The sequence below is a fragment of the Streptococcus parasanguinis genome (genome assembly GCF_019929185.1).
GTDB classification, from domain to species: domain Bacteria; phylum Bacillota; class Bacilli; order Lactobacillales; family Streptococcaceae; genus Streptococcus; species Streptococcus parasanguinis_O.
In genome coordinates this window covers 130,243-144,354 of sequence record NZ_JAHZPC010000002.1, presented here as the reverse complement: position 1 = coordinate 144,354, position 14,112 = coordinate 130,243, and the positions used below count along the sequence as shown (strand labels likewise).

The window sequence follows — 14,112 nt, the reverse complement described above, 5'->3', positions numbered from 1 at the left end:
CATTACATGTCAATGATTGAAATGAAAGATGTTGTCAAAAAGTATGACAACGGGACGACGGCCCTTCGCGGGGTCTCTGTCCAAATTGAACCAGGAGAATTTGCCTACATCGTAGGACCTTCTGGTGCAGGGAAGTCGACCTTTATTCGACTTTTATACCGTGAAGTTAAACACGATAAAGGAAGCTTAAAAGTGGCTGATTTTGATTTGGATAAAATCAAAAAACGCGATATTCCTATGTTGCGACGCAATGTAGGAGTGGTCTTCCAAGATTATAAATTGCTTCCAAAGAAAACCGTTTATGAAAATATTGCCTACGCTATGCAAGTTATCGGTGAGCGCCGTCGCAATATTAAAAAGCGTGTGATGGAAGTTTTGGATCTTGTTGGGTTGAAACACAAGGTCCGCTCATTCCCAAATGAATTGTCCGGTGGCGAGCAACAACGGATTGCGATTGCTCGTGCGATCGTCAACAATCCGAAAGTCTTGATTGCGGATGAGCCAACGGGGAACTTGGACCCAGATAATTCATGGGAAATCATGAATCTTTTGGAGCGGATTAATCTGCAAGGGACCACAGTATTGATGGCGACCCACAATAGCCAGATTGTAAATACTTTACGTCACCGTGTCATCGCGATTGAAAATGGTCGTGTAGTGCGTGATGAAGCGGAAGGAGAGTACGGATACGATGATTAGAAGATTTTTCCGACACTTAATCGAATCGCTTAAAAGCTTGAAACGAAATGGTTGGATGACGATTGCAGCGGTCAGCTCGGTTATGATTACCCTTAGCTTGGTTGCTATTTTCGCCTCAGTTATTGCCAATACCATCAAGCTTTCAGATGATATTCAAAACAGTGTGCGGGTTGTAGTATACATGCGCAAGGATATTCAAGATCAGAGCGAGCAGATTGAAAAAGACGGTCAAACCGTGACAAATGAAAACTACCATAAGGTCTATGATGCTCTGACAGCCATGAAGCATGTCGATAAGGTTGATTTTTCTAGCAAGGAAGAACAGTATGATAAACTGATCAAAACGGCTGGGAACAACTGGAAGATTTTTGATGGAGATGCCAATCCTCTCTATGATGCTTATTATGTAGAGACAACGGCTCCTAAATATGTAAAGCAAGTTTCGGCTGATGCTAAAAAAATTGAAGGGGTCTCTGAGGTTAAAGATGGTGGGGTCGATACCCAACGCTTGTTTGCTCTTGGAACCTTCATCCGAAACTGGGGCTTGATTGGAGTAGCTTTATTGATCTTCATCGCAGTCTTCTTGATTTCAAATACCATTCGGATTACCATCATTTCACGTAGTCGTGAGATTAAGATTATGCGACTGGTAGGAGCAAAAAATGGTTATATTCGTGCACCATTCCTTTTAGAAGGTGCTTGGATCGGTCTCTTGGGAGCCTTGGTTCCTTCAGCTTTGGTCTTTTATGTTTATAATGTTGTCTATACATCTATGAACAATAACTTGGCAGACCAAAACTTGTATCTCTATAGCCCTCATCTCTTGGTACCGATCATGGTCGGTGGCCTCTTTGGATTAGGAATTTTGATTGGGGCGATTGGTTCTTCAATCTCCATGAGACGTTTTCTTAAGATATAATAAAAAAGCAAGTTCGCACTTGCTTTTTTTGTTTACTTTGATGAGGACAGGAAGGATGATAAGGATTCTTTAGGATTATCTAAAGAAGGGATTGAACATCTTCTCGTGACCAATAGAGGTTTCAGGGCCATGACCGGGATAGACAGTGTAGGAAGATGGAAGGGTAAAGAGTTCTTCTCTAATACTGCTAAGTAACTGTGTTGCGTTCCCTGTTGGAAGATCGGTCCGTCCAATGGTTTCGCGAAAAAGGGCATCACCAGATAGAACCAGGTGATCCTGAGGAAAGACGATGGAAACCCCTCCGGCAGAGTGGCCTGGTGTCTCCAGAACATAAAAGTGGAAATCAGCTATTTGGTAATCGGAGCGAATGTCATAAAGGAAGTCGGCCTCCTTGCATACAACATCTTCTAAATCCGCATGACGATCCAAACCAGATAAATTATCTACAGGAGAAGACAACCAACTGGCTTCTGCTGAATGGACATAAACAGGTGGGAAATGATAGGTCTGACGAACCTTTTCAAGACTCATAATGTGATCGTAATGCGTATGGGTTAAAAGAATCGCTACGATTGGTTTACCTATACGATCAATTTGTTTTTGAATGGTCGCCCAGTCGCTACCTGGATCGACAAGAATAAGGGAGTGTTCATTTTCAAGGTAGTAGGTATTTTCATAAGCTACAGGATTTACAGTACGATAGATTTTCATAAGGACTCCTTTCTAGAATAGTGTATCAAATTGCAAGGAAAATAACAGGATTGAAGTCAGCCTGAAAGGAGAAAAAAATCTGCAGAGCTTGCTCAAACGTGATATAATTTTAAGTGTTATGACAAGACAGAAACGGAAATATGCCATTGTGGATCTGGAAGCGACCAGTGCTGGAAGCAATGCTAAGATCATTCAGGTTGGGATTGTCATCATCGAAGATGGGAGGATTACGCAATCCTATGAGACGGATGTGAATCCCCATGAACGATTGGATGAGCATATCAAACAATTGACTGGCCTGACAGATGCTCGCTTGAAAAAAGCTCCAGAGTTTGCACAAGTGGCAAAAGAAATTTTTGAATTAATAGAAGATGCCGTCTTTGTGGCCCATAATGTCAAATTTGATGCGAATTTATTGGCAGAAGCCCTCTTTTGGGAAGGATTTGAGCTAACGACTCCTCGGATTGATACGGTTGAATTGTCTCAAATTTTCTATCCGACTTTAGAACGCTACAATTTAGGAGCGCTTGCGGCTGAACTGGAAATTGAGTTGTACCATGCTCACTCCGCTCTAGCGGATGCTATGGCAACAGCTCAGCTGCTGTTGAAATTGAGAGAGAAAATTGCGAGCTTGCCAAGAGGATTGATCGAAAAACTTCTTTCTATGGCAGATTGTTTGATTTATGAATCACGACTCTTAATAGAAGATGCGCTTGAAGACAGTAGCCTTTTTTTACCAGCTCATTTAGTAGAAGTTCATGGTCTCTATCTGCGAAAGCCACAGCAGTTTTTAGAAAGTCGTCATTTGTCTGAACAGTTTGAACTCAATATGCAGCTGTTGGGAATGGAGGCTTATCCGGAGCAGAGAGAATTTGTTGCCTATATCGAGGATAGTTTGCAACAGCCACTTCCGAGTTTTATTGAAGCACCAACGGGTATTGGGAAGACTTACGCTTATCTATTAACGCTTTTGGCGAAAACCTCTAAGCGCATTCTTGTCAGTGTTCCCACTAAAATTCTTCAGGATCAAATTATGAAGAAGGAAGGAAAGACTATCCAAGATCTTTTCCAAATTCCCTTTCATAGCCTAAAAAGTCCCAAGGATTACATCCAACTTGATAAATTTTATGAGGCCTTACAGGGTGAGTCAGATAATGGGATGATTCGACGCTTTAAAATGCAACTGTTGGTTTGGCTGACGATGACAGAAACGGGAGAGTTCAGTGAAATTGGCCAACTCTATCGTCATCTTCATTTTGTAGCTGACATTTGCCACGATGGCCAATTGTCGAAACGTTCACTTTTTTATCAGGAAGATTTTTGGCGTCTCGGCCAGGAAAAAGTGAAAACCAGCCGGGTAATTTTGACCAATCATGCTTATCTGCTAACCCGTCTAGAAGATGATAAGAGTCTACTTCAAGAGTCTGTTCTGGTCGTGGATGAAGCGCAAAAACTCTTCTTTGCTTTAGAGCAATTTTCACAGAGAGAAGAAACCTTGCAATCTCTTCTTTTAAACTTGCAACACGCTATTGAAGAGGAAAAAGATCTTCTACAACGACGTTTGCTGGAGAGTATTCAATTTGAGTTAAATGCCTGCTCCAAAGAAGTCGTGCAAGGAAAAACTGCAGTCTTATCAGATCAAACGGTGGGAAAAATTCGGCAGGATGTATCGGAATTGAAAACCGAATCCCTAGAGAATCTAAAGGAATTGTTTGATGAGCGCTACCAAACCTTTTGGATAGACAAAGAAGTGGTTGAAAGCCACCAGATTCTTCGTCTTCATGGAGGAGTGGAGGACTTACTATCCTTTAAGGAATTTGTACCTGAAGAAGTGACCGTGCTCTTTGTATCAGCGACGATCGCGATCAGTAAAAAGGTGCATTTACCTGCTCTTTTAGGATATCAAAAGCAGCAAATCTACCGGGTGCCAATAACAGTCAAACAACACCAGGAATTGTTGGTGCCGATAGATTTTCCAGATGTTGTTTCTTTATCTTCAGTGGAGTACGCAGGGGAGATTTGTCAGCTCGTCGGTGAACTCCTTCCTTTACGAAAGCCAATTTTTCTTTTGTTTACTTCAAAAGAATTGTTACTGGAGACGTCAAATGCATTGAAGTTTCCTCACTTGGCCCAGTATCGAAATGGGGATGCAGCCAATATTAAGCGACGATTTGACCGAGGAGAAAGCTCCATTTTATTGGGAACAGGAAGCTTCTGGGAGGGAGTCGATTTCTCCCAACAAAAAGAAGTGATTCAAATCATCACGCGCCTTCCTTTTGACAATCCTAAAGATTATATGGTTCAAAAGCTGAATACAAAACTCAGAGAACAGGGGAAAAATCCCTTTTACGACTATAGTCTTCCAGTCGCGATTTTAAGGCTCAAACAGGCTATTGGGAGAACCAGCCGTTTTCAAGATCAGGAATCTTTGGTGCTTTTATTAGATCAGCGGGTGGTAACCAAGCGATATGGAAAACAAATTTTGGATGGTTTGCAACAAGTGTTGCCCCTTCACACGACAGTGAGAGAGCGGCTTGTTGAGCAAGCAGCTGACTTTTTTGAAAGGAATTGAGAAAATGAAAAATAAAGGATTTGGACTTGCAATTGCATTTGTACTGGCACTTTGTGCTATGTTGTTGGGAACTTTCTTTCCCATTATTGGCTCCAGTGTTTTTGCCTTAATTTTAGGAATTGTCCTTAATGAATTTGTGGATTTGCCGGAGAATTCACGACCAGGCTTGAACTGGTCCGGTAAGAAATTGTTGCAGTATTCGATTATCTTCATGGGATTTAGTTTGCCGATTGCGACAGTTGCCTCTACAGGTTTGTCTTCTTTAAAGATTAGTCTGCCAACGATAACCGTTGCCTTTCTTGCAGCTATTATTTTTGGGAGAGTCTTCCACCTGAAATCTCATCTACGGACCTTAATTGGATTTGGAACTGCTATTTGTGGTGGATCTGCTATTGCTGCAGCAGCGCCGATCATTGAAGCAGACGAAGAGGAAATCGCCCTATCTATGTCAACTATCTTCTTCTTCAACATTTTGGCTGTCTTTATCTTTCCAGTATTAGGGCATTTATGGCATATGTCTAATTTCCAATTTGGCCTCTGGTCAGGAACAGCCATTAACGATACGTCATCTGTTGTAGCAGCAGCATTTTCGTACAGTAAAGCAGCGGGGCAAATGGCTACAATTGTTAAGTTAACACGCGCTCTGATGATTGTACCAGTTTGTTTGAGCTTGATCGGTTTAAAATGGTATCGGAGTAAACAACAAGGAAGAAACAAAGGAATGTTAAAGAAAATTATTCCTTGGTTTATTATCTGGTTTATTGTGGCTTCCATTCTTTCTTCTATTGGCCTGGTACCTAAAGTGGTCCTACCTTACCTAAATGACCTTTCTCACCTCTTTATGGCCATGGCCTTGGTTGGAATCGGAAGCAAGGTTTCTTGGAAACAGTTCCGTACTGCAGGAGCAGCCCCCCTTCTGGTAGGTTTGATTGCTTGGTTTTGTGTGGCAGGATCTAGCTTGATTCTACAGATGTTGTTCTATTAATTAATTTGATGATTCTCACAGAAAGGAACGTGAATGAAGAAAAATCATTTTTGGACGATCCACCTGGATTATTCGATCATTGGAATTGTCTTCACCCTACTTATGATTGGGATCTTATCCGTTTATGTGGCAGTTTCTCATGATTATCCCCAAATGGTGTGGCCTTTTTTGGGGCAGCAATTGGCCTGGATTGGTGTGGGATGTATCATTTGCCTGATTGTGACGATTTTTAGTACGAAATTTCTTTGGAAAATCACTCCCTTTCTTTACCTACTAGGCTTGGCCTTGATGGTTCTTCCTCTTGTGTTTTATAATCCCAACTTGGTAGCTTCAACAGGAGCTAAAAACTGGGTGGCTTATGGGAACATCACCTTATTTCAGCCCTCAGAATTTATGAAGATCCCCTTCATCCTGATGCTGTCACGCTCTATTGTCCGATTTTTGCAAAGAAATAAGGGGCGTGAGCGATTATTACGACAAGATTGGTTTTTGATTCTAGAGTTGACCATCTATACGATTCCTGTATTTGCCTTATTGGCTCTCCAGCAGGACTTGGGAACGGCCTTAGTATTCTTGGCCATTTTTGCGGGCTTAGTGCTCGTTTCAGGAGTTTCCTGGAAAATTATCTTGCCGGTCATCTTGCTTCTGGCAGGTGGGTTAGCAGGCTTTCTCTTCCTCTTTCTTTCAGAAGGGGGTCGGGCTTTTCTGCACCAGCAAGTCGGGATGCCAACCTACCAGATGAACCGTATTTTAGCCTGGTTAAATCCTTTTGACTATGCACAAACCACCACCTACCAGCAGGCACAAGGACAGCTAGCTATTGCTAGTGGTGGCCTCTTTGGTCAAGGCTTTAATGTCTCCAATTTATTGGTTCCCGTACGGGAAAGCGATATGATTTTTACGGTCGTCGCAGAGGACTTTGGCTTTGTTGGAGCTCTGGTACTGTTGATTTTATATGTGACTCTGATTTACCGCATTTTAAAAATCACCCTTCAGTCTAATAACCAGTTTTATACTTATATTTCCATCGGATTTATTATGATGCTGGTCTTTCATATTTTTGAAAATGTCGGAGCGGTAACGGGTCTTCTCCCTTTGACGGGAATTCCCCTCCCCTTTATCTCACAAGGTGGATCGTCTATTATTAGTAATCTGATTGGTATTGGTCTGGTCCTCTCAATATATAATCATAGTAGCAAAAAGAAAGAGCCAGAAGAAGGGCCTCCAATCCGTAAAAAAGTAGTCCTTAAAAAGGCGCAATAGTAGAAAGAAGGAATGAAAATGAAAAAAGTAGCAACGATTTTAGCAAACGGTTTTGAAGAAATTGAAGCCTTGACCATTGTCGATGTTTTGAGACGGGCTGGGATCGACTGTGACCTCGTTGGCATGGAAGAAACGGTCACAGGTTCTCACCAGATCACAGTGGAAGTCGATCGCCTCTGGAATGGGGACCTGTCAGATTATGATGGAATCTTCTTACCAGGTGGGATGCCAGGAGCTGCGAATTTGCGGGACAATCCGGAATTGATTGCAGCTCTTCAAGAAGAAAGTAGGAAAGGAAAAATCATTTCTGCGATTTGTGCAGCACCAATTGTCTTGGCACGTGCCGGCCTCTTAAAAGATAAACACTATACCTGTTACGATGGTTTTGAAGAAGAGATTCAAGATGGGCACTATCAGAAAGAAACAGTGGTGAAAGACGGGAATCTCTTGACCAGTCGTGGTCCTTCAACTGCGCTTGCCTTGGCTTATGCCTTGGTAGAGCAATTTGGAGGAGATGCCCAAAGTCTTCGTCAAGGAATGCTCTATCAAGATGTCTTTGGAGATGCTTAAAAAAGCTCTTTTGGACACCATATTTTCTGGTAAAAGTTTACATTCTATGACGGAAAATGACTTCTCTATGATTTAAAATGAAATGACCGTAAAAAATGGCTAAAATCCCCCCTAAATGAGGGTTTTAGCTTATTTTTTTTGTCCATTTGTGGTATAATATTGACTATGAATTATCATGATTTTATATGGGATCTTGGTGGGACGCTATTGGATAATTACGAAACGTCCACAAATGCCTTTGTAGCGACATTGAAGGACTTTCACATCAAAGCCGATCATGATTCTGTTTATGCAGCATTAAAAATCTCAACACAGGATGCAATTCAAACCTTTGCACCTCATATTTCCAATTTTCGTACGGAATACAAGAAAAAAGAAGCCTTGGGCTTGCAAGAGCCGGTCTTATTTGAGGGAGCAAAAGAGTTACTAGAAGAGATCCAAGCACATGGAGGACGCCATTTTTTGGTATCTCATCGGGATCGCCAAGTTTTGACCCTTATTGAACAGACAGGTATTGCACCCTACTTTACGGAGATTGTAACAGCAGACGAGGGCTTTCCTCGAAAACCAGACCCAGCCTCTATGCTTTATTTGAAAGAAAAATATGGCATTCAAGACGGTCTGGTCATCGGAGATCGTCCGATCGATATTGAAGCTGGGAAGGCTGCAGGGCTTTCAACCTATTTATTTGATACCATGCCCCACTTACACCAGTTTATATTTGAATAGAAAAGGGAAATTATGACAGAGGATAAACAGCAAGAAATTCAAGCGCAAGAATATGATGCCAGTCAGATTCAGGTCTTGGAAGGACTAGAAGCCGTTCGGATGCGTCCGGGGATGTATATTGGTTCTACCTCAAAAGAAGGTCTTCATCATCTGGTCTGGGAAATCGTAGATAACTCGATTGACGAAGCCTTAGCTGGTTTTGCTAGCCATATTGAAGTTTTCATTGAAGCAGATAATTCGATCACGGTTGTCGATGATGGTCGTGGGATCCCAGTGGATATCCAAGAAAAGACAGGTCGACCTGCCGTCGAAACTGTCTTTACCGTACTTCACGCAGGAGGAAAATTCGGCGGAGGCGGCTACAAGGTTTCTGGTGGTCTTCACGGGGTAGGATCATCCGTCGTCAACGCCCTCTCCACATCCCTCGATGTTCGCGTCTATAAAAATGGCAGTATCCATTACCAAGAGTATCGACGTGGACACGTTGTGGATGATTTGAAAGTCATCGGGGAGACAGATCGGACAGGGACAACCGTCCACTTTATTCCAGACCCAGAAATCTTCACGGAAACCACCGAGTATGATTTTGAAAAATTAAATAAACGGATTCAAGAATTAGCCTTTTTGAATCGTGGCTTGCGTATTTCTTTGACGGATAAGCGAGAAGGCCTGGAGCAAGAAAAGCATTACCACTACGAAGGTGGGATCTCTAGTTACGTCGAATACATTAATGAAAACAAGGATGTCATCTTTGAAAAACCAATCTACACAGATGGTGAAATGGATGATATTACAGTTGAAGTAGCTATGCAATATACCACTGGCTATCATGAGACGGTCATGAGTTTTGCGAATAACATTCATACCCATGAAGGTGGGACGCATGAACAGGGCTTCCGTACAGCTCTCACTCGTGTGATCAATGATTATGCTAAGAAAAATAAGCTCTTAAAAGAAAACGAAGACAATCTAACTGGGGAAGATGTTCGTGAAGGCTTAACAGCAGTGATCTCTGTTAAACATCCAAATCCACAGTTTGAAGGACAAACCAAGACAAAACTTGGAAATTCAGAAGTTGTTAAGATTACCAATCGACTCTTTAGTGATGCCTTTTCTGATTTCCTTTTGGAAAATCCGCAAATTGCTAAGAAAATCGTCGAAAAAGGGATTTTAGCAGCGAAAGCTCGCGTAGCTGCTAAGCGAGCGCGTGAGGTGACCCGTAAGAAATCAGGGCTTGAGATTTCCAACCTACCTGGTAAATTGGCAGATTGTTCTTCAAATAATCCACAAGAAACAGAACTCTTTATCGTCGAAGGGGATTCAGCCGGAGGATCTGCAAAATCTGGTCGAAATCGGGAATTCCAAGCGATTTTACCAATCCGTGGTAAGATCTTGAACGTTGAAAAAGCAAGTATGGACAAAATTCTAGCCAATGAAGAGATCCGTAGTTTATTTACTGCTATGGGAACTGGATTTGGTGCAGAATTTGATGTTACAAAAGCGCGTTACCAAAAATTAGTGATCATGACCGATGCCGATGTCGATGGCGCTCATATCCGAACCCTTCTATTGACCTTGATCTATCGCTATATGAAACCAGTCTTGGAAGCGGGATATGTTTATATTGCGCAACCACCAATCTATGGGGTCAAAGTCGGTAGTGAAATCAAAGAATATATCCAACCTGGTGCCAACCAAGAAGCCGAATTAGCTGCAGCTTTGGAACGTTATTCAGAAGGTCGCTCAAAACCAACCATCCAACGCTATAAAGGTCTTGGAGAAATGGATGATCACCAATTATGGGAAACAACCATGAATCCAGAACACCGCTTGATGGCACGAGTATCAGTAGACGATGCTGCGGAAGCAGATAAGATCTTTGATATGTTGATGGGGGACCGCGTGGAACCACGTCGTGAATTTATCGAAGAAAACGCTGAATATAGTACACTCGATGTATAAAATTCAACGAACGCTTCCCATTAATGGATATTTTATGGTATAATTACTAGGATTACGTTCAAGTAATACGATGAAGGAGTTTTTATATGTCTAGTGGACTAATTGTTCTCATCTTTATTGTCGCCCTTATCTTGATTGTAGGATATGTGGTTGCAGTCATTTTGAGAAAACGAAACGAGGCCTTACTGGCAGCACTGGAAGAACGAAAAGAAAAGTTATATAACCTTCCGGTCAACGATGAAGTTGAGGCCGTAAAAAACATGCATTTGATTGGTCAAAGTCAAGTTGCATTTCGTGAATGGAATCAAAAATGGGTAGATTTATCCTTAAATTCATTTGCTGATATTGAAAACAATTTGTTTGAGGCGGAAGGCTACAATAATTCTTTCCGTTTCATGAAGGCTAAACAAGCCATTGACAATATCGAAAGTCAGATCCAATTGATCGACGAAGATATCAAAGCGATTCGCCAAGCCCTTTCAGATCTTGAAGAGCAAGAACAAAAAAATAGCGGACGCGTGGTTCATGCCTTAGATATGTTTGAAGAACTTCAAAAAGAAGTCACTTCAGATCCAGATCGTTATGGCAGTGCGCTTCCTGAAATTGAAAAGCAAATTGGAAATATTCAATCTGAGTTTTCACAATTTGTCACCTTGAATTCTTCAGGTGACCCTGTTGAAGCAGCTGAAATCCTTGATACAGCTGAGAATCATATTGTGGCCTTAAAACAAATTGTTGAGCGAGTGCCAGAAATTGTCACCGCTCTTCAGTCAAAACTTCCAGACCAATTAGAGGATTTGGAAAGTGGCTACCGTAAGCTTTTGGAATCTGGCTACCACTTCACTGAAACAGATATTGAATCTCGTTTCCAACAGTTGCATGCTTCCTTGAAGAACAATATGGCAAATGTATCCGCCCTTGAATTGGACAATGCCATTTACGAAAATGAACAAATTCAAGAAGAAATCGATGCATTGTATCACATCTTTACTCGTGAAATTGAATCACAAAAAGTTGTGAAGAAGTTAGTGAAACAACTGCCTGGCTATTTGAAACACGCAAAAGATAACAATAGCAACCTTGCAGCAGAAGTGGAACGCCTTGGTAAAACATTCGTCTTGAATGAAGCTTTCAGCCAACAGTTAAAAGAGTTGGAAGCTGAGCTATCTTCACAAGAAAATGTGGTAGAAGATGCCTTGAAAGATTCATCTGAAACACAAAAAGCTTATTCTATCGTAGAAGAAGAGTTAGAAGCTATTGAGGCTCGCTTGAAAGAAATCGAAGATGAGCAAATCAGCTTAAGCGATTCCCTTTCAAAAATTGAAAAAGACGATGCCAATGCTCGCCAAAAAGTCAACATCTATGCCAACCGTTTGCATGCCATTAAACGCTATATGGACAAGCGAAACTTGCCAGGAATCCCTCAAGAATTCTTGGAATTATTCTTCACAGCAAGCAACAATACAGAGGCTTTGATGGATGAGTTGGAAGGGGATAAAATCAACATCGAATCAACCAATCGTTTGTTAGATATTTTGACCAATGATATGAATGAATTGGAAGAAGCGACTTATCGAATTGTACAAAATGCTACTTTAACCGAGCAGTTGTTGCAATACTCAAACCGTTACCGTTCATTTGATGATCATGTGCAAGCAGCTTTTGATGAATCCCTTTATATTTTCGAAAGAGAATATGACTATGCAGCTTCCTTTAAGGTCATCTCAGATGCTTTGGAGATGGTAGAAGCTGGAGTGACAGATCGCTTTGTTACTTCGTATGAAAAAACTCGGGAGCAAATTCGCTTCTAATAACAAAAAAACGACTTTTTAGGAGGTCGTTTTTTTTATCTTCAAATGATCATTGAAACTTGAAATTTAAACCCTATTTTTGTATAGTAAGGGAGAAATAAGAAGGGAAAGCGATGAAAGAAGTAACAGGTCTCCTCGTTATGGATGTAGATGGAACTTTGATCCAACAAGAAGGAATTGATTTACTAGCTCAAGAAGCTGGCGTGGGACAAAAAGTAGCAGAGATCACGGCACAAGCAATGAATGGCGAGCTGGATTTTTCAGCATCTTTAGAGGCGCGTGTCGCTTTATTGAAGGGATTAGAGGCCTCTATTTTTCCGAAAATTATAGAGCAGATGGACGTTACACCGGGAGCTAAGATTTTAATCACGGAACTTCATCAAAGAGGTTACAAGGTTGGCCTTGTTTCAGGGGGATTTCATGAAGTCATCGATCCTATCGCGAGGTCTTTAGGAATTGATCTGGTTCGTGCTAATCGTTTGCAGACTTTTGATGGCCGTCTGACAGGGAAAGTGCTCGGAGAGATTGTGACCCCTGAAAGGAAAAAAGAGTCTCTCCTGACGTGGGCGAAAGAAAATCATGTCCCACGAAGTCAGACGATTGCGATGGGTGATGGTGCCAATGATCTTCCGATGATTGAAACAGCCGGTATCGGGATTGCCTTTATGGCAAAGCCAATCGTCGCTGAGCGAGCCCCATATTGTATCGAGAAGAGGGATTTAAGCCTTGTTCTTGAAATTCTAGACCAGCATAGAAAGGAAACAGCATGCATATCCTACTAGCACCGGATTCATTTAAAGAATCCTTATCTGCCAAACAAGTAGCAGAAGCCTTGAAAAAAGGATTTCAAGAGGCTCTACCAGATGCAACTTTTGACCTCCTTCCTATTGGGGATGGTGGCGAAGGCACCATGGAAACCCTAGCTGGAGTTCTGGATGTAACGGAGTACCAAACTCAAGTAACCGGACCATTTGGACAGCCTGTTTCAATGTCTTACTACCAAAAAGATGAGATGGCTTTTTTTGAGATGGCTTCACTTGTTGGTTTAGGCTCCATTCCAGCTGAAAAACGAAATCCTCTTGAACTGGAAACGCGAGGAATTGGTGAACTTATTTTGCAATTGGTTGACCAAGGGGTTAAAACGATCTGTGTAGGAATTGGTGGTTCAGCGACCAATGATGGTGGGATTGGGATGGCAGCCGGACTAGGGGTAGCCTTCTATGATGACCAAGGTCATCTGCTTCGTCCAGTTGGTGCTTCACTCGATCGTGTGGCTAGAATAGATACCAGTGCGGTTCCAAACACTTTAAAAGACATCAAACTCCAGGTCTTAACGGATGTCACCAATCCTCTCTGTGGCAGTCAAGGAGCAACCTATATCTTTGGCGGGCAAAAGGGATTGAATTCCCTTCTGTTTCCAGCAGTTGATCAAGCTATGGAGGATTTTTATCAGCTAGTTGATCCACGAATATTATCTATGGCTGGCGCCGGAGCTGGAGGTGGCATGGCAGCAGGCTTGGTCGCTTTTGCGGGAGGTCAGATTTCCTCAGGAATTGAGAAAAGTCTCGATTTAATTGATTTTGATACCAAAGTTCAAAAAGCGGATCTGGTCGTCGTGGGAGAAGGTAGGATGGACCTCCAATCTCTGTCTGGAAAAGCTCCTGTCGGGGTAGCCAAACGAACACCAGAGAAGATCCCAGTGCTTGCTATTTGTGGTAGCTTAGCGGACGATTTGCCAGCATTCCCAAGTCATCATATTGAGGCTGCCTTCTCTATTGTACCAGGTCCTTGTGAGGTAGCAGATGCACTCACTCATGCTGAAAGAAATCTAATTTCCTGCGCTCGAAATATTGGGAACCTTTTAAAAATGCGAGCAAACTAAAAAACCAAT

The 14,112-nt window shown here is 42.0% G+C and carries 12 protein-coding genes; 11 read left to right on the top strand and 1 reads right to left on the bottom strand.

The window, feature by feature from the left end; genetic code table 11:
- The first annotated feature begins 6 nt into the window (after positions 1-6).
- Positions 7-699, top strand: a complete 693-nt coding sequence (gene ftsE / locus K1I56_RS02105; RefSeq protein ID WP_003008021.1) for a cell division ATP-binding protein FtsE — start codon at positions 7-9, stop codon at positions 697-699.
- Positions 692-1,618 carry a permease-like cell division protein FtsX gene (gene ftsX, locus K1I56_RS02100; protein ID WP_042759907.1) on the top strand — a complete coding sequence of 309 codons (927 nt, stop codon included), beginning with the start codon at positions 692-694 and terminating at the stop codon, positions 1,616-1,618. The genes ftsE and ftsX overlap by 8 nt, the downstream gene beginning before the upstream one ends.
- A 75-nt stretch (positions 1,619-1,693) precedes the next feature.
- Here the strand turns inward: ftsX and K1I56_RS02095 are convergent, their stop codons facing one another.
- Positions 1,694-2,329: an MBL fold metallo-hydrolase gene (locus K1I56_RS02095; RefSeq protein ID WP_223325043.1), complete on the bottom strand. Its 636-nt coding sequence runs from the start codon at positions 2,327-2,329 to the stop codon at positions 1,694-1,696.
- 118 nt (positions 2,330-2,447) lie between these two features.
- Between K1I56_RS02095 and K1I56_RS02090 the strand changes: the two genes are divergently transcribed.
- The 9 genes from K1I56_RS02090 to K1I56_RS02050 all read left to right on the top strand — a co-directional run bounded on the left by K1I56_RS02090 (position 2,448) and on the right by K1I56_RS02050 (position 14,103).
- Entirely contained in the window at positions 2,448-4,901 is a 2,454-nt protein-coding gene (locus K1I56_RS02090) for a bifunctional DnaQ family exonuclease/ATP-dependent helicase (protein WP_223325041.1), read from the top strand.
- A gap of 4 nt (positions 4,902-4,905) precedes the next feature.
- A complete protein-coding gene (locus K1I56_RS02085) occupies positions 4,906-5,886 on the top strand; it encodes a YeiH family protein (protein WP_223325039.1) in 981 nt (326 codons plus the stop codon).
- A 33-nt stretch (positions 5,887-5,919) separates the two neighbouring features.
- The gene (locus tag K1I56_RS02080; RefSeq protein ID WP_023918634.1) at positions 5,920-7,149 is read left to right on the top strand and encodes an FtsW/RodA/SpoVE family cell cycle protein; all 1,230 of its coding nucleotides are present in this window, start codon (positions 5,920-5,922) and stop codon (positions 7,147-7,149) included.
- A gap of 18 nt (positions 7,150-7,167) precedes the next feature.
- Entirely contained in the window at positions 7,168-7,719 is a 552-nt protein-coding gene (locus K1I56_RS02075) for a DJ-1 family glyoxalase III (protein ID WP_049486074.1), read from the top strand.
- Positions 7,720-7,884: 165 nt separating this feature from the next.
- Complete coding sequence (locus tag K1I56_RS02070) at positions 7,885-8,448, top strand: HAD-IA family hydrolase (protein ID WP_223325038.1); 564 nt, start codon at positions 7,885-7,887, stop codon at positions 8,446-8,448.
- 12 nt (positions 8,449-8,460) lie between these two features.
- Positions 8,461-10,410, top strand: coding sequence for a DNA topoisomerase (ATP-hydrolyzing) subunit B (gene gyrB / locus K1I56_RS02065; RefSeq protein WP_023918630.1), 1,950 nt, complete (start codon positions 8,461-8,463; stop codon positions 10,408-10,410).
- 86 nt (positions 10,411-10,496) lie between these two features.
- Complete coding sequence (gene ezrA, locus K1I56_RS02060) at positions 10,497-12,221, top strand: septation ring formation regulator EzrA (RefSeq protein WP_223325029.1); 1,725 nt, start codon at positions 10,497-10,499, stop codon at positions 12,219-12,221.
- Positions 12,222-12,334: 113 nt separating this feature from the next.
- A complete protein-coding gene (gene serB, locus K1I56_RS02055) occupies positions 12,335-13,003 on the top strand; it encodes a phosphoserine phosphatase SerB (RefSeq protein ID WP_223325026.1) in 669 nt (222 codons plus the stop codon).
- Positions 12,988-14,103, top strand: coding sequence for a glycerate kinase (locus K1I56_RS02050; protein WP_223325024.1), 1,116 nt, complete (start codon positions 12,988-12,990; stop codon positions 14,101-14,103). Before serB ends, K1I56_RS02050 begins: the two co-directional genes overlap by 16 nt.
- Positions 14,104-14,112 lie beyond the last annotated feature (9 nt).